We start from the raw sequence: 16027 nt of genomic DNA, 5'->3' as shown, positions 1-16027 counted from the left end.
GCTCGGCCGCGCGGCGCGGTGTCTGCTGAAGCAGACCCTTTTCCGCGCGGCCTCCCGCTGAACCGGATGTGATGGTTTCTCGATCACCCGGCGATCGGCGGCTGATTCGACACGCTCCTGCCTGGCCGAGATCGGCCGTCGGACCGGCCAGCGGAGAAACAGAGTCGTCAGCCGCACTCAGGTGGAAAACCACTCGCTGTGATCCCAAGGTGCACCCACCATGGTGCCATGCAGCAGCCAGAGAGCTACGGCTACGGCGTTGAGGACTACGCCCGGCGACTGGCCGGCGGTCTCGGAGTCCCCGATTTCGTCTACCAGCCTGTCAAGATCCGCCGCGGCGGTGGCAGCCGCGAGATCAGCGACGGTCTCCTGGTCGCAGGGAGCGACGGCCTGATCATGCAGGTCAAGAGCCGCGAGCCATCTGCGGCCGCAGCAGACTCAGTTGAGAAGGCGCAGACGTGGAGCCTCAAGAATGGCTTGGCGGGTCAACGTCAGGCCATCGGAACTCGGCGGACGCTGGTTCGAGAGGTCGTACGGGCTGAGTCCCTCCGAGGGTTCGAGCGCGATCTACCCGACGCTGGCCTTTGGCCCGCCATCGTGATCATCGATCACCCGCTGAATCCGAAAACGGTCTTCCCATCCTCCTCGGACACGCTCTTCATCTCGCTGCACGACTGGCTGGCGCTGCACAGTATGGTGCGATCCACGACAGAGGTCATCACCTACGTGCAGCGTTCTCTGGCCAGCGGGGTTCAGGTTCCCTTGGGCGGCGAGTCCGGTCGATACCGCGCCCTGGCCGAAGCGGATCTCCAGGCATCGGGAGACAGCCTGACCGCCTTCCCCAGACTCCCTCATGGGCAGGTCAGTCACCGCGAGATCGAAGAAGTCTCCCTGTTCGACGACTTGATCGAGCGCGTAGCCGATCCACTCGGAGCCACAGGGTGGGATCCGGTGGAGTACCTGACAATCATTGAGCAACTCGATCGCGTTCCGCTCATCGCGCGGGCAAGGATAGGGGCCAAGATGCGGCAGACCTTCCTGGCAGTGGCAGCGGATCGAAGGCCGAAGGCCTTCCGAGCGATCGGTCCCGGCGGAGGCGGAAACCGGTTTGCCTTCCTCTACGTATACGACGACAGCCGGTACGGGAACGACGGGGAAGGTTTCGTGGCTGAGGTGGGCTGCTACACAGCTCTGCGTCAGCACCAAGCCATCGACGCTGGAGCGGAGCTGGGAACGGCTACCACCGGTATCGGAGTCCTGCACAATCCCGACCGCGGGCGACGCTACGTATTCGCCCACTTTTCAGGCCGTCCGCCCAGCTTCCCGTCCGATCTCCGTCGTTCCCTGGAGAAGCAGTTCGGCAATCCTGAACGATAACCGCGCAGATTGGCGCAGCGGCTGCCCCTGCAGTAGAGCAGCACCAGCCCAACGCCTGCCACCACAGGGTTCCGCAGCACAAACTGCGCCGGGTCCAGAGAATCTGACGGTTCAGCGCAGACCTCATCGCTGATGAGAAGCGCCGCCTCGAGGATCACCACGCCCGGCACGTACATCGAATGCGCTTCCGATGACAGAGCCGTCCCTGCTCGGTCTGGGAGCTGTGGCCATCCTTGACACTTGAGGAGTGGCTTGGTGCAGCAGATGCTACCGCTCCGATTCAAAGTCGAAGAACTTCAGCACCGACGTGACGAGCATGAGCCCGTAGACCGCGTTGATCCGTGAGTACTGCGTGCGGGACACACCATGCGCACTCGGGTGCCTGCCGAACACGTGCGGGATCGGGTCGCCATTCTTCGGCCAGTACTCGGCGTGTGCGTACCAGACCGGCGCGAATGTCAGGGCAACCCGGAGCTGGTAGTCATTCAGATCAAACTTGGCCTTGCCCTTCCTATTGAACGTCAGCTTCTTCCTGGCCGGCTCATCGAAGTGGGCGCGCATCAAGCTGTCGAGCAGGTTGGCCGCGAGCGCCTGGGCCGCGTTGCTGTGCTCATCGCGCAGTGCCACCACGCAGTCAAGGGCAAAGCATCGCGACTCCTGTAGGCGAGGGTGGCCAATGTCCTCGATCACGGCCTCGCAGTCGTTGATGATGCCCTTCCAGCGCCGCCCGATAATGCGGCGGCGTTCAACGGCGTCGGGTGCGTCCAGGAGGGCACGACCACCTTCGGGCCAGGCACCCACATCAGGGGGATGCCCTCTTCAAGCAACAGCACCTCGAACTCTTCGACCGACGGCGTGGCGTCGTGCAGGTTCGGCGGGTAGATCCGTTCCTTCAGGGAGCCGAGTCCCTCGAAGACGCCCGCCCAGTACTCACGGAAATGCTCGTGCAGCGGTGCGAGGGTTTCGCGGAGCATCGCGTTCACGCCTGCTGCTTCGGCCAGTTGCTTGCCGATCGCCTCGCTGATGCCTCTCGTCACAATGACCGTTTCGGCCAACGGCCTCAACGCCTCAGCCACCGTGGTCCGGTAGTAGTCCGTCAGCGGCTGAAACGCTCGAGCCAAACCGAAGGGGTCGACCGGCCGCGGCTCGGAACTCTCCTCGGGCTCCTCCACCTTGTCACTCATGGCCTGCATAGTGACACGCGGCTGATCGTAAGAACGACCGAATACTTCGGTTCGTCGGCCTTGCACTGGGGTGGGGACTTTGGTGCGCTCGGCTTGCAGTGCCCGCCGGCGCGGATAGGTTCGTGGCCATCAAGGGCATCCCCCTCATGACGGGGATGCTCGCAATCAGCCGTCAGGCGAAAATGTCTCATGCGTGCCATCGGCTCGCGTGACAGTGACGGTCACCGTCTCGGTGACATGCACGGTGGCGCTTGTGCCAACGAACACTTCGTTGAGGATGCTGAACATGTAGTCGGTGTGACCCTCGTCCCCGTCGACGACATGGCGGCCCGTGGCCCAGTCCTGACGGATCGACACCAGGACGGTGTGGGTGACGACCTGGTGGAGGACGCGTCGTAACCGAGGACGAAGTGGCGGGTGTGGCCTCCATCGGGCGCGGTGAGCGTGGCCTGGACAGTCAGTTCGCGGTTGGGGCCGTGGCGGCCTTCTCCGCCTGGCTCAGCACGATGTCGCCGAAAGCGACGATCCATGCCTTGCCCTGAAGGGTGGTAGGGCGCAGGTGGGCGGTCAGGTAACGGCTGATCTCCGCTCTCCGCGCTGCCAGCTGCTTCGCCATGGTGTCGTCGCCTAAGTCGATTCCGCTCGCCCGGGAGAAGTCGCTGAGCGGCAGTTCCAACCTTCCGTCCGACTGCCGCTTAACTCCCTCATGCGGGAACTTCAAGCACACAGGTCGAGCACAGGCGATGGCACAGCCCGCGCATGCGCCTGTCGTCCGCCGTGCTGCCACAATGTCGAAGCATGTCTGGCACCTCAGGGACTCGCGAAGGCACGGTTCGCGTGCTGATCGTCGACGATGAACCCGAACTGACCGAGTTGCTCTCCGCGGCCGTGACCGCGGCCGGGTGGCGCGCCTTCCCAGCGCGGGACGGGCACAGCGCGCTGCGTATCGCGCGTGACTGCGCCCCTGACGTCGTGGTCCTCGACGGGATGCTGCCCGGTATGGACGGCCTTCAGGTTCTGCGCCATCTTCGCAGCGAGTATCACCAGCTGCCCGTGCTGATGCTCACCGCCCGCGACGCGCTGGAGCATCGGCTCGACGGGTTGTCCACGGGCGCGGACGACTACGTGACCAAGCCGTTCTCACTGGAGGAGGTCATGCTCCGGCTGCGCGGGCTGCTCCGTCGTGCGGGACATGCCGACATGTCCGAGCGCGACAGGTCCGTTCGGGTGCTGGGTGACCTCGTACTAGCTGAGAAGACCCGCGAGGTGCAGCGGGGCGGCACACCGATCCCTCTTACCGCCAAAGAGTTCGACCTGCTCCTGTTCCTGATGGACCACCCACACCAGGTGCTCAGCAAGACACAGATCCTCGAACACGTTTGGAACGCTTCCTTCGACGGCGAAGGAAACCTGGTCGAGGTGTACATCTACGCGCTTCGTACGAAAATCGACAAGGGCCGGGCGCCGATGCTGCGGACCGTACGCGGTGTCGGCTATTCGATCAGAGCCGCGGACGACGGGGCATGAGAGGTTTTCCGCGCCGTACCGGCCGCCCGCCCCGCACCGGTCTGGGAAGGCGCTCGCTGCGGTTCCGCCTGGTGCTCTTCGTCGCCGTGACCATGGCCGTCGTCTGCGGTGCCATGGCTCTCACCACGGTGGTCGTCCAGCGGGTCTATCTGTACGAGGATCTGGACCAGCGCGTCACGGACGCCGCCGAGCGAAGCCAGGGTGGTTTGCAGCGCCGGCCGGGCAGCGCGAAGGACCTGGGTTTCCTCAACGAGCGGGGACAGCCCACGGGCACCGTCGCGGCCCGGTTCGTCGATGGACGGATCGTCGCCGCCGAGTCGGTGACCGAGGACGGACACCAGCGGACGCTCACCACGGCTCAGCGTGCGGCTCTGGACGGGATCACGCCGGACGGATCACTGCACACGCGCACCATCCCAGGCCTCGGCACCTACCGCGTGACCGCCATCGGCGGGGACGGCGTACCCGTTCTGGCCGGGCTCCCGGCAGCCGGCATACAGCGCGTGCTCGACCGTCTGATCGTCGTCGAAACGGTCATCGCCTCCGTCGGCCTGGCCGCCGCGGCCGCCGCCACCACGACGGTCATTCGACGCCAGCTGCGCCCCCTCGGCCGGGTCGCCGCCACCGCCGCCGAGGTCTCGCAAGTGCCGCTGGACCGCGGCGAGGTCGCCGGACTCACCCGCGTCCCGGAAGCGGACACCGATCCGCGTACAGAGGCCGGTCAGGTCGGCGTGGTGCTCAACCGTCTCATCGATCACGTCGAGTCCTCGCTCGGTGAGCGTCAACGCACCGAGGAACGCATGCGACGGCTCCTGGCCGACGCCAGCCACGAACTGCGCACGCCGTTGGCCTCGATCGCCGGGTACGCCGAGCTCATGAACCAAGGCGACGAGCAGATCTCCGCCGAGCTCGCCTGGCAGCGTGTCACCGCCCAGTCGGCGCGCATGACGGGACTGGTCGAGGACCTTCTGCTGCTCGCCCGGCTCGACGAGGGGCGGACGCTGCAGTCGGTCGAAGTGAATCTGGCCACTCTGGTCGCCGAGGCCGTGTGGGACGCGCGGGCAGCGGGTGCCGACCACGGCTGGCGTCTTGCGCTGCGTCTCGCGGACGGCCACGCGTCGGTCGTCGGCGACCAGTCCCGGCTCCACCAGGTGGTGGCCAACCTGCTGACCAACGCCCGCCTGCACACGCCTGCGGGCACACAGATCACCGTCAGCGTGGAAACGACCGGGGGAGAGTGTGTCATCCGCGTCCGCGACAACGGTCCCGGCATCCCGCCGGACCTCCTCCCCACGGTTTTCGAACGTTTCTCCCGAGGCGACGCCTCCCGCTCCCGCGCGCCCGGCACGGGGGGCGGTTCGGGGCTGGGCCTGGCCATCGCGGCGGCTGTGGCGGAGGCGCACGGCGGCCGCATCCACGTCGAGAGCGAACCGGGACGTACGGAGTTCACCGTGGTTCTCCCCCGGGCCGGCACTGCTCCCGAGGCCGGTCCCCGTCCCGCTCAAGGACTCTAAGCACCCCCACAGAAACCCAGCTCAGGGCCGCCCTCCGCCCCTCCGCGCAGGGGCCCCGCCGGATATGTCGCCCACCGCTTCAGGTCAGCCTCAGTTAGCTCCTCCACAGTTGCCGCCGACGGCCGTCCAGCGGGGACGCGCCCATGACGAAGGGAACGAGCGACGATGGCCGAGCTCGACACCGGGGAACCGACCGCCGAGGAAGCGCAGTCCAAGGCCGGCGGCGGTGCCCACGCGAGCCGCCGCAACTTCATGCGGAAGGTCTTCTTCGCGAGCGGTGCGACCGCCGTCGCGACCATGGGCGGGGCCGGTGCCTGGGCCGCGATGGCCGACGACACCGCCACCGCCGACGCCTCCGCGGCTCCGAGCGGGGCGCCCAGCGGTGGACCGGGCGGTGGTGCCGGAGGCCCCGGCAACCAGACGATCACCGAGGACTTCTTCGGCCTGACCACCGACGGGAAGCGGATCGACGACCTGTTCACGATCCACTCCACCAAGGTCGCCACCGCTCCCGTGATCTCGGCGGCGAACGCCTTCCTGGCCGGTCTCACCGACACGCAGAAGACCTCGACGCAGTTCACCGTCCACTCCACCGAGTGGCGGCTGTGGAGCAACGTCGACTCCTACGACCGCCAGGGCGTGTCCCTCGCGGACCTCAGCGACGACCAGAAGGCCCTCGGCACCGCCCTGCTGACGGCCGCTCTCAGCGCCGACGGCCTGGAGACCACCGAGAAGATCCGGAAGATCAACCAGGCGGCCGGGGAGGCGATCGGCAACACGAACTCCTTCAACGAGGACGCCTACTACTGGACCGTGATGGGCACCCCGTCCGCGACCGAGCCCTGGGGGTTCCAGTTCGACGGCCACCACCTCGTCATCAACTACTTCGTCCTCGGCAGCCAGGTCGTCATGAGCCCCTGCTTCTGGGGCTCGGAGCCGACCTCGATGGAGATCGACGGCGAGACGGTCACCGTCTGCCACGAGGAGGTCGTCGCATCACTGGCCTTCATCAACTCCCTCACCGCGGATCAGCAGGCTGTCGCGATCGAATCGACGACCAAGTCCAACGAATCGATGAAGGCCGGCGCCTTCTCCGACAACACCGTCCAGGAGTACACGGGCCTGAAGGGCAGCAAGCTGACCGCCGCCCAGCGCAAGAAGCTCCTCGGCATCGTCGAGGCGTTCGTGGGTCGCGCCAAGGCGGACGCCGCGAAGGTACGGATGTCGGAGGTCGCCAAGCACATCTCCGACACCTACGTCACCTGGGCCGGCGGCATCGCCGACGACTCCGCCTTCTACGTCCGCGTCCACAGCCCCGTCGTCTGGGTCGAGGTCGACTGCCAGGCGCCCGGTCCGCTGGCCGGTGCGTATGGCGCCACCCCGGGCAGCGGCGCGACGCAGAAACACGTCCACTCCATCATCCGCACCCCGAACGGCAACGACTACGGCAAGGAACTCCTCCGGCAGCACTACCTGACCTCACCGCACCACCAGTAACTCCCATGACGTGACCGGAGCCAGCCTCCCGTCATACAGCCTGCTTCCGGTCACCGCGCCGGGTCGCATCCACCCCAGGATGCGGCCCGGCGCGACTTGTCCTGTGTACGTCGCCGGGCAGCACCCGCCTCACCACCCAACCAGTCACACAGAATTCGTACGAGAAAGGACAGAACCATTCAGGTTTTCTCAGCGACCTTCTGACGGGCTCTATCAGCCGACGATGCGAGCCGTGGCGAGATCAGCGAGGATCTGGTCCACGGATTGGTGGGGTGTCTGGTCCGAAGTGTCCAGCCAGAGCCCGCGGCGCGCGGTGTCCCATCCGCGAAGGTTTGTGCCAGCACAATATTCGAGCGCTCATCCCTGACTCGGATATGTTCCAGCAGCCTCGCCCAGGTGTCGTCGTGCTCCCAGCGGGCGAATCGTTCAGAGGCAGTCTGCCAGGGGCCTTAGCCTCGAACTTTCGCGAGGGTTCGCCGACGGAGTCGGTGGACCCTTTTGCTTTCCGGAGCTGGTGGTGGGCAGGCTGGTGGCCTGGCTGTCGCGTCGGGTGGGCGCCGGGTTCCACTACCCGAGGCAGGTCATGCTTTCGTCGGAACGGTGGAAGGTTGCTGGTCAGCCCGGGTTGGGCAGGAGCGCGAGCCGTTCGAGAGCGGCGGTGATTTCACCCGTCCAGGGCCAGTGTCGGGCGAGGCGGAGAGTCTTGCGTCGGCCGGTGGTGACGAGTTGGGCGGCTGCGGAGAGCAGGCGGAATCACAGGCAGCGGGGTTCCCAGAGCCGGGCCTTGCTGGTGAGGGTGAGCATGGGCATCCAGGCCAGCAGGTCGAGGGCGATCTGGACGATCTCGAGCCAGACCTTGTTCTGGGCGGTTGTGTGCAGGGGCAGGTTGCGCAGGCCGGTGGCCCGGGCGGCCCGGATCCGGTCCTCGGCCCGGGCCCGCAGCCGGTGACGGAGCTCAAGGGCGGCGATCGGCCGGTCAGGGGTATTGGTCGCAAAGCAGGTGATGCGCATGCCGTCCGCGTCAGTGATCCTCAACTGGGCGCCGGGATGGCCGTTCCTTTCGGACGATCAGTCGCATGCACTTGGGGCAGCCGTCCAGGAACTTGCCGGTGAGCTCGGCGACCCAGGCCCCGTCACGGGCCTCGCCATCGGTCTCGACGGCCGGTGTCCAGGCTGGGGCGGGGACCTTCAGCACGTGTTCGTGGATCGCTTCGGTGATCAGCATGCCGACCGAGTGGGACAGCCATCGCCCTCGTCGCGTGAGCCAGGACAACAAAGTCGTGAGTGCCGCCAGCGGAGTCCATGCGGATCAGCGTCTGCCGCGCCCGCCGGTATCGCTTCGGTAGTTGAGCCAGGGCGAGTTGGGCGGTGGTGATGTGGTCGGCTGCCGTGTTGGAACCCGCGTTTCCCGGCCTGAGGAGGGCCGCGACGGGCTCACCGGTTCCGCCCGGTCCGTGGTCGAGAAAGGCCGTCAGGGGGTGATGGCCGTAGATCTTCTTCCAGGTCGCGGCCGCGTCCTGATTGTCGGAGTGGGCGATCACGAGGACGCCGTCGAGATCGACTACGACCTGGCCGTCGGCGTCCGGGGCGTTCTTGCCCGCCAACCACCAGACGCTGCCCCGGATTTCGGACCGCGCGGACCGGATGGCCTGCAGGGCTTTCTCGCCGGAGGCGGCGAGGGTGTCGATCAGGCGGGAGACGGTGGGGTCGGAGACGACCAGGCCGAAGACGGCCGGCTCACACCGCAGCATCGCGACGTCCGCGTGCAGTCCCCGCCCAGTGCGACCGCCAGGGCCACGTCCAAGAGGATCTTGCCGGGATCGTGGACGGCCCGCGGTTTGCGCCACGGAGCCAGAGCCTGGGATACGGCCTGGTCAAGACCGGTCTTGCGGACCGTTTCAACGAGCAGGACCGACCTGGCCTGGGTGATGACCTGGCGGCCGTCGTCCTGGACACGGACACGGGGGTAGGACCCGATAGAGTGCTTCACCTGGGAAGTGCCTCCAGCGGTGGCAGGAACAAGGACCTCGACAATCCTCATTCTTGCTGGTCAGACACCCCATGTCGTTTGTGGTCAAGCGGCATGGAGGTGGGCGTGGTGCGACCAGGCGGTCGCTTCGTCGTAGCAGGTTCGAGTCTTGAGGCATCCGTGGAGGATGCCGACGAGTCGGTTGCCGAGCTGGCGGAGGGCGGGGTTGTAGTCGACGTCACATTTAGTGCACACTTGGCCGGGAACTCCTGGGAAATCCAGGGAACTGGAGGGAACTGCTCCGCTGCCGCCGACGCTCTTCCCCAGGTCAGCAGCCGTGCAGCTCAGCCCCAAGCAGCCACCGGCACAAAGAAACTGCCCTGCCGGAACAGTTCGGGTTGCCCGCCGAGCTGCCAGGCGGCCACCTCAGGCGGACCATCCGATGCAGCTCAAGGTGCCGCAGATGGCGGCCCGGCCGACCGAAGACATCTTCACCGCGTTCGACGGGCAAGCCGTCGCCCTGCCCGGCACGGAGGCGGCGAGTTCACGAGGATCACCGTGACCGCAGCGTGCGCACGCCCAGCAGGGCCTGCGCACGTTGAAGTACGTACCGGCGCCCCATCCCGCCCTGCGCTCAATTGAACCGCGCCCGCTGGCCGGGGCAGCACAGCAAGCCAGGCTCGGTGTCCCGGACGATCCGGTCCGTCGGAAACGCATGGAACCGACCCAGCGACCCTCCTCTGCGCTTCAGCTGCCGCCAGTCGGCGCTGCCTGGCACCGCCCCCTCCTCAGCTCGATCAGTTGGGGCGCCACGCTCATCACGGCAGCCCAAGAGCAAGGTGTGACAGCTGATAAAATTGCTAATGAATGATCATCAAGTAGCTTCTTGAGTCACCTACTTCGTGCGAGGCGTCATGGGAGTGGATCCCTCCGGCCGGCTCAGACATTGCACTATTGAAGGCAACATTGCCTGGCGCCTCGCGACTCTGAATGGCGCTGACGACCTTGTCGACCCAGCCGCGGTGCACGCCTCGTTCCATGAAGCCTTCCGGTTCCGCCAAGAGGACTTGAAGCGAGGCATAGCTGGCTTGCGCGAGCCACAGCTTGGCGCCGTACATGCCGTTCTTGGGCACTGGGCGTCAAGGAGGCCTCAGCCAGCTACGGTCGTCATGCCTACGGGAACGGGCAAAACCGAGACCATGGTGGCCTTGTTGGTGGCCGGGAATGTTGAACGCCTTCTGGTGATCGTTCCTTCCGACGCCTTGCGGGACCAGGTGGCGACCAAGTTCGAAGGACTCGGGCTGCTACAAGCGTTCGGTAACGTCACCGAGTCTGCACTCAAGCCGATCGTCGGGCGCGTCAAACGCGGAATACAAGACCCTGCACTGGCCCGCCAATTCGCGACGCACTGCAATGTGATCGTGGCAACGCCGTCCGCCATGCAGCATTTCTCTCCCGCAGCACGGGATGCCCTGATCGAGACATGCACCCATCTGTTCGTGGATGAGGCCCACCATGTGACCGCACAGACTTGGCGTGAGATTCGCGATCAGTTTGACGGGAAGCGCGTAGTCCAGTTCACGGCCACCCCGTTCCGCAGCGACGGCGCCGACCTCGGCGGCCGATTCGTTTTCAGCTTCTCGCTGAAGGACGCATACCAGCAGAACTACTTCTCGAAGATCACATACGCTCCCGTCGTCGACCTGTTCGACCCGGACCGGGCCATTGCACAGCGGGCCGTGGAGCTGCTCCGCAAGGACCTGGCCGCCGGCTACGACCACCTGCTCATGGCTCGGGTCAAACGGATCGGACGCGCCGAGGACATCCTGCCGCTCTACCAGGAGCTCGCCCCCGACCTGAACCCTGTCATCCTGCACAGCAAAGGCCGCAAGACGGACCTTCAAACCGCGCTGAATGCGCTGCACGACCGAAGCAGCAAGATCGTCGTCTGTGTCGACATGCTCGGCGAAGGCTTCGACCTGCCCTCGCTCAAGATCGCAGCAATCCATGACCAGCACAAGAGCCTGGGCATCACACTGCAGTTCATCGGCAGATTCGCACGAGTGACCGCTGGCACCTCGGTCGGGACGGCGACCGTCGTCGTCAACCGCACCGAGACTCAGTTCGATGAGAACTTGAAGAAGCTGTATGCCGAGGACGCCGACTGGAATGACGTCATCGAGATCCTCTCCGCGCACGCGGTCGGCGCGCAGGAAGAACTCAGCGACTTCGAAGAGGCCTTCTCCAGCCTGCCCGAAGAGGTCTCGCTCCGGAACATCGCACCGCGGATGAGCACCGTCGTCTATCGCACCAGCACTCTGCGGTGGAAGCCCGAAGCACTCGCGCCGTTCTTCGGCGACCGGCTGCTCACCTACCCGGTTGCCATCAACGAACGAGACCGAGTCGCCTGGCTCGTGGCCCGCGAGCGAAAGCCTGTTGCCTGGGGCACGGTGAAGAGCCTGGAGGACGTCTCGCACGACCTCTACATCCTGTACTGGGACAGGACGCACGGACTGCTGTACATCAACAGCTCCAACACCAGCAGTGTTCACGAAGAACTCGCCCAAGCGGTGGCCGGCACGGGCGCCATCCGGATCAAGGGGCCGGTCGTCTACCGGATCATGGCGAACGTCCGCCGGTGCGTGCCTACCAACGTAGGGACCCTTGATGCCCGCAACCGCAGCCGCCGCTTTCAGCTTGCGGTCGGCGCCGACGTCCTCCTGGACTATCCCGAGGCCGAACGACGCAACAAGAGCCAGACCAACATTTTCGTCAGCGGCTACGAAGGCGGCGAGCGCGTCAACGTGGGCGCCTCACTGAAAGGGCGCGTCTGGAACTACGGCGTGGCACACAACCTCAAACGCTGGGTCGACTGGTGCGACGAAGTCGGCGCCAAACTCACTGATGAGACTGTCGATCCAGCAGACGTCCTCAAGGGATTCATCATCCCCACCGAAATCGAGGAACGTCCCGAGCTCGTCCCGCTGGCCCTGGAGTGGCCGATCCAGTTCTTCCTCGACACCACCGAGAGCGTGGAAGTCAAGCGCGACAACTTCAGCTGGCCAGTGATCGACACCGACCTCACCATCACCACCTTCACCCGCGAAGGCCCGATCGGCTTCACCCTGCACACACCGCACTGGAGCGTCGACTACCAGATCACCGTCACGCAAGGCCGTCTCAACTTCACATGCGACGGTCCCGAACCAACAGTCGCGACGAGCCGCCAAGCGCAGCCGTTCAGTGAGTACTTGAACCAACACGGTCTACGAATCCTCTTCGAGGACGAGGCGATCCTGGAACCGGACATGCTCCTCATTCGCCCGTCAGGAACTGTGGCACCATTCAGCCCCGAACGGCTCCTGACCATCGACTGGACGGGCATCAACCTGCACAAGGAGTCCCAGGGCGCCGACCGCGACCCCACCTCCATCCAAGCACGGACCATCCAGCATCTCCTTGGCGAGGCCGACTGGGACCTTGTCATCGACGACGACGGCGCCGGTGAAGTGGCAGACATCGTCGCGGCCCGCGTCGAGGGCAACCAACTTCACGTGAACCTCGTCCACTGCAAGTACGCGCACGGCGACGCACCTGGTGCCCGAGTCGCTGACCTGTACGAAGTGTGCGGCCAGGTCCATAAATCCACTAAATGGAGACACCGCCCAGGCCGCCTCTTCAACAACCTGATCCGCCGCGAAGGTAACCGCCGAGAGCAAGGCCGGTCTGGATTGGAGAAAGGGACGGACCAGACACTCTACGACCTCGCCCAGCGCGCTCCGCTCCTGGAGCCGAAGTTCACCATCACCATCGTTCAGCCCGGTGTCTCCAAAACCCGTGTCTCCGAAGACCAGCTCCATTTGCTCGCCTGCGCCGAGGTGTACGCAATGGATACTGCCAACAGCACCCTCCAGGTAATCGTCCATTCCTAGCCACGGGCTCTAACAGACCTCAAGGACTGAGGGTTTCTTCAGCTGGAATCAGTGAGACGTTAATGAGAGCCGACCCAGATGGGTCGCTGCACACGGCGTAGCAGGAACCGTATTGCCACAGGTGGATCGTCCAGGTTCAGTGCTTACCGTTCGTGCCACGCATTCCCGCTGGTCAGCGCCTCGGCCGACTGCGTACCACCAGAGACGAAGAATCTACTGGCGAGCTCCGGGTAACCTTCCGCCCAGAATGTCAGATCATGACTGTCGCCCCCCGATACGCGTGGAAGCCGCGGCAGTCGCAGCTTGGGCTTTCTTCTGGGCCCGCAGACCCCCGCGGGTCTTAAGCGAGAAGTCACCTCTCGGGAACTGACGACCCATCACGAAAGTCAGCATGGAGTCAGCAAGCGTCTGACCAAACCCGCCCACAGCTGACCACACCCGCGAATCACCGCACCCACGCGAGAGCAGTGCTTGACCTGGGGAAACGGTCGTCAGACGGGCAGTCTCGCAGGCATGCGCCTTGACACCACGAAGAACATCATCCAGGTGTAGGAGACGGCGGCCGTGTAGAAGATGCCGAAGACGGCGACCGCGACCAGGGCTGCGGTGGGCATCGGCGCGCCGTGCACGGGGGCGGCGACCAGCAGGCCCAGCGCGATGCCGATGAGGGTGCCGAGGACCCGGCGGAAGCCCCGTACCAGGGTCTCGCCGCGCGAGGCGGTGTTGACGAAGATCCACCAGGTGGCGCCGACCGCCCAGTACCAGCGCTGGCCGGACACCAGCTGGCCGGCGACGAGCGCGAAGCCCGCGCCCGCGGTCGCCTGGACGGCCTGCCGGGTGGTCACCCGGGCCAGGCCGGTGCCGGCGGGCGGGGCGGGAACCGGTGGCTGGGGCAGGCTGCGCTCGTAGCACCAGAGGCCGAAGCGGACGGCTGCGGCGCTGAGTACGGAGAGCAGGACGGCGGCGTACAGCTCGGGCAGCTGACCGGGGGCGGCGTGCAGGAACTGGGCGACGAAGAAGGTCATGAAGGCGAAGACGCCCAGGCTGTGGCCGCGCGGACCCCAGCGGCGCGCGTAGACGCCCGCGCCGACCACGGCGAGGAAGACCAGGTCGCGGACGACCGGGACGTCGTGGAGTTCGGCGGCGGCCGCGAGCACCGGCAGGCCCACGGCGGGCAGCAGTGCGGTGGTGACGGCCTGTCCGCGCACCGTGGCGTCCGCGACGGTGAACAGCGCGAGCAACGCGGCGAGGCCGCCCGTGACGGCGCCCGTGAGGGAGTGCCCGGCCAGTCCGCAGACCACGACGGCGAGGCCGATGCCCAGCACGGCCCGGGCGGCGAAGCGCAGCCGCACCCGCCCCGGGTCCGGCGCCACGAACACCCTCTTCAGCACTGTTTCCCCTCCCGTGGACGGCACAGAAATGGCGCCGCGGGGGTTCCGCAGCGCCATCGACACACCCATGAGAGCACCGACGAGGCGACTGGCTCAAGTGACGTCGATTTCACTGCACCATTGGTCCGGTCTCCGTGCGTACTGTGCTGCGGCGTGCATGCCAATGGTGCAGGTCGAAGCCGCGCGCCGGTGAGCCATTGGTACAGTCGTGGGTGATGACCGTGGACGAGCTGGACACCCGCATCCTGCGGCTGCTGCTGGAGCAGCCGCGCACCAGTGTGCGCGAGTACGCCCGGATCCTCGGGGTCGCCCGGGGCACGCTGCAGGCCCGGCTGGACCGGCTGGAGCGGGACGGTGTGATCACCGGGACCGGCCCGTCCCTCTCCCCCGCCGCGCTCGGCCACCCGGTGCTGGCCTTCGTGCACATCGAGGTCACCCAGGGGCATCTGGACGACGTCGGGGACGCGCTGGCCGCCGTACCGGAGATCGTGGAGGCGTTCTCGATCACGGGTGGCGGGGACCTGCTGACCCGGGTGGTGGCGCGGGACAACGCGCATCTGGAGGACGTGATCCAGAAGCTGATCAGCCTGCCGGGCGTGGTGCGCACCCGCACCGAGGTGGCACTGCGCGAACGCGTTCCGCACCGACTGCTGCCACTGGTGGAGTCCGTCGGCCGGGCCGCCCGCGCGTAACGGCATCCTGGTCCCATGAGCGATCTCGGCAACCTCTCGGTCGTCTTCGACCTCGACGGAACACTCGTGGACAGCGAGCCGAACTACTACGAGGCGACGCGGCAGCTGCTGGCCGGGCACGGCGTCACGGACTTCACCTGGGCGGAGCACGAGAGGTTCGTCGGCATCAGCACGCTGGAGACGGTGACCCTGCTGCGCGACCGCCACGGACTGCGGCCCCCGGTGGACGAGTTGCTCGCGGAGACGAACCGGCACTATCTGGAGCTGGCCCGGACCCGCACGCGCGTGTACCCGGAGATGCGGAAGTTCGTGGAGCTGCTGGCGGCCGAAGGCGTCCCGACGGCGGTGGCCTCCGGCTCCTCCCCCGAGGCGATCGAGGCGGTCCTGGCCGGCACGGGACTGGGCACCTGGCTGCTCACGACCGTCTCGGCCGACGAGGTGCCGCACGGCAAGCCCGCCCCCGACGTGTTCCTGGAGGCGGCCCGGCGTCTCGGGGCCGCCCCGGCCGACTGCGTGGTCCTGGAGGACGCGGCCCCGGGCGCGGCGGCGGCGCACGCCGCCGGGATGCGCTGCATCGCGATCCCGTACGTCGCCGCGCAGGCCGACGCCCCCGAGTTCGCCACGGCCGACGTGCTGCTGCGCGGCGGACAGGCCGAGTTCACGGCCCGCTCGGCCTACGACCTGCTGGTTCGGCAGGCTCGGTCCGCCTGACGGTCCGACCGGTCAACTGGTCGCCTTTTCAAGGGAATGTGCGAGCTGTCACGCTTGCCGTCAGCCCCTGGTTCCAGGATGTCGTCGTGTCCACCGTGTGCGGCCTGGTCGGCATGCCACCCCGGGCCCAGTACCTGATGCTGCCGGTGCCGGACCGGTCGATGTCAGTGCGGCGTTGGACGTCGTCCTCACCAGGTTCGCCTGGCGCCGCTCACGCGTGTTCGATGTCCAAC

Annotated in this window: 12 protein-coding genes and 4 pseudogenes; 7 read left to right on the top strand and 9 right to left on the bottom strand. The window is 66.5% G+C overall.

Annotated features, from left to right (window positions below; translation table 11 throughout):
- The first annotated feature begins 228 nt into the window (after positions 1-228).
- Positions 229-1377 (top strand): hypothetical protein, encoded by a 1149-nt coding sequence (locus tag ABZ887_RS00435; RefSeq protein WP_361281226.1) that lies wholly within the window; start codon positions 229-231, stop codon positions 1375-1377.
- Between the two features lie 267 nt (positions 1378-1644).
- Here the strand turns inward: ABZ887_RS00435 and ABZ887_RS00430 are convergent, their stop codons facing one another.
- From ABZ887_RS00430 to ABZ887_RS00415, 4 genes are all read right to left on the bottom strand, one after another.
- Positions 1645-2007, bottom strand: coding sequence for a hypothetical protein (locus ABZ887_RS00430; protein WP_361281224.1), 363 nt, complete (start codon positions 2005-2007; stop codon positions 1645-1647).
- A 56-nt stretch (positions 2008-2063) separates the two neighbouring features.
- On the bottom strand, positions 2064-2561 hold the full coding sequence (locus tag ABZ887_RS00425; RefSeq protein ID WP_361281222.1) for a hypothetical protein: 498 nt from the start codon (positions 2559-2561) through the stop codon (positions 2064-2066).
- Positions 2562-2726: 165 nt separating this feature from the next.
- Positions 2727-2918: a hypothetical protein gene (locus ABZ887_RS00420; protein WP_361281219.1), complete on the bottom strand. Its 192-nt coding sequence runs from the start codon at positions 2916-2918 to the stop codon at positions 2727-2729.
- 100 nt (positions 2919-3018) lie between these two features.
- A complete protein-coding gene (locus tag ABZ887_RS00415) occupies positions 3019-3237 on the bottom strand; it encodes a hypothetical protein (protein WP_361281217.1) in 219 nt (72 codons plus the stop codon).
- A gap of 122 nt (positions 3238-3359) precedes the next feature.
- Here ABZ887_RS00415 and ABZ887_RS00410 point away from each other — a divergent pair, with 122 nt between their 5' ends.
- From ABZ887_RS00410 to ABZ887_RS00400, 3 genes are all read left to right on the top strand, one after another.
- Positions 3360-4088, top strand: coding sequence for a response regulator transcription factor (locus tag ABZ887_RS00410; RefSeq protein WP_361281215.1), 729 nt, complete (start codon positions 3360-3362; stop codon positions 4086-4088).
- Entirely contained in the window at positions 4085-5602 is a 1518-nt protein-coding gene (locus ABZ887_RS00405) for an ATP-binding protein (protein WP_361281213.1), read from the top strand. Before ABZ887_RS00410 ends, ABZ887_RS00405 begins: the two co-directional genes overlap by 4 nt.
- Positions 5603-5767: 165 nt before the next feature.
- Positions 5768-7099 (top strand): DUF3500 domain-containing protein, encoded by a 1332-nt coding sequence (locus tag ABZ887_RS00400; protein WP_361281211.1) that lies wholly within the window; start codon positions 5768-5770, stop codon positions 7097-7099.
- A 356-nt stretch (positions 7100-7455) separates the two neighbouring features.
- Here ABZ887_RS00400 and ABZ887_RS00395 read toward each other — a convergent pair.
- From ABZ887_RS00395 to ABZ887_RS00380, 4 genes and pseudogenes are all read right to left on the bottom strand, one after another.
- A pseudogene (locus ABZ887_RS00395) lies at positions 7456-7548 on the bottom strand (IS5/IS1182 family transposase); the annotation flags it as partial.
- 166 nt (positions 7549-7714) lie between these two features.
- A pseudogene (locus tag ABZ887_RS00390) lies at positions 7715-9089 on the bottom strand (IS1380 family transposase).
- Between the two features lie 84 nt (positions 9090-9173).
- Positions 9174-9299: pseudogene (locus ABZ887_RS00385) on the bottom strand (IS110 family transposase); the annotation flags it as partial.
- Between the two features lie 629 nt (positions 9300-9928).
- A complete protein-coding gene (locus tag ABZ887_RS00380) occupies positions 9929-10186 on the bottom strand; it encodes a hypothetical protein (protein WP_361282448.1) in 258 nt (85 codons plus the stop codon).
- Here ABZ887_RS00380 and ABZ887_RS00375 point away from each other — a divergent pair.
- Positions 10091-13000 carry a DEAD/DEAH box helicase family protein gene (locus tag ABZ887_RS00375; RefSeq protein WP_361282394.1) on the top strand — a complete coding sequence of 970 codons (2910 nt, stop codon included), beginning with the start codon at positions 10091-10093 and terminating at the stop codon, positions 12998-13000. The genes ABZ887_RS00380 and ABZ887_RS00375 overlap by 96 nt on opposite strands.
- A gap of 527 nt (positions 13001-13527) precedes the next feature.
- Here the strand turns inward: ABZ887_RS00375 and ABZ887_RS00370 are convergent.
- Positions 13528-14391 (bottom strand): annotated as a pseudogene (locus ABZ887_RS00370) (FUSC family protein); the annotation flags it as partial.
- A 215-nt stretch (positions 14392-14606) separates the two neighbouring features.
- On the opposite strand from ABZ887_RS00370, the gene ABZ887_RS00365 reads away from it, so the two are divergent.
- Complete coding sequence (locus ABZ887_RS00365; RefSeq protein ID WP_361281209.1) at positions 14607-15083, top strand: Lrp/AsnC family transcriptional regulator; 477 nt, start codon at positions 14607-14609, stop codon at positions 15081-15083.
- A gap of 15 nt (positions 15084-15098) precedes the next feature.
- Positions 15099-15794: an HAD family phosphatase gene (locus ABZ887_RS00360; RefSeq protein ID WP_361281206.1), complete on the top strand. Its 696-nt coding sequence runs from the start codon at positions 15099-15101 to the stop codon at positions 15792-15794.
- Positions 15795-16027 lie beyond the last annotated feature (233 nt).

It is taken from the genome of Streptomyces sp. NPDC047061 (genome assembly GCF_040643955.1).
Classification (GTDB): Bacteria; Actinomycetota; Actinomycetes; order Streptomycetales; family Streptomycetaceae; genus Streptomyces.
This window is presented reverse-complemented; position numbering and strand designations above follow the sequence as displayed.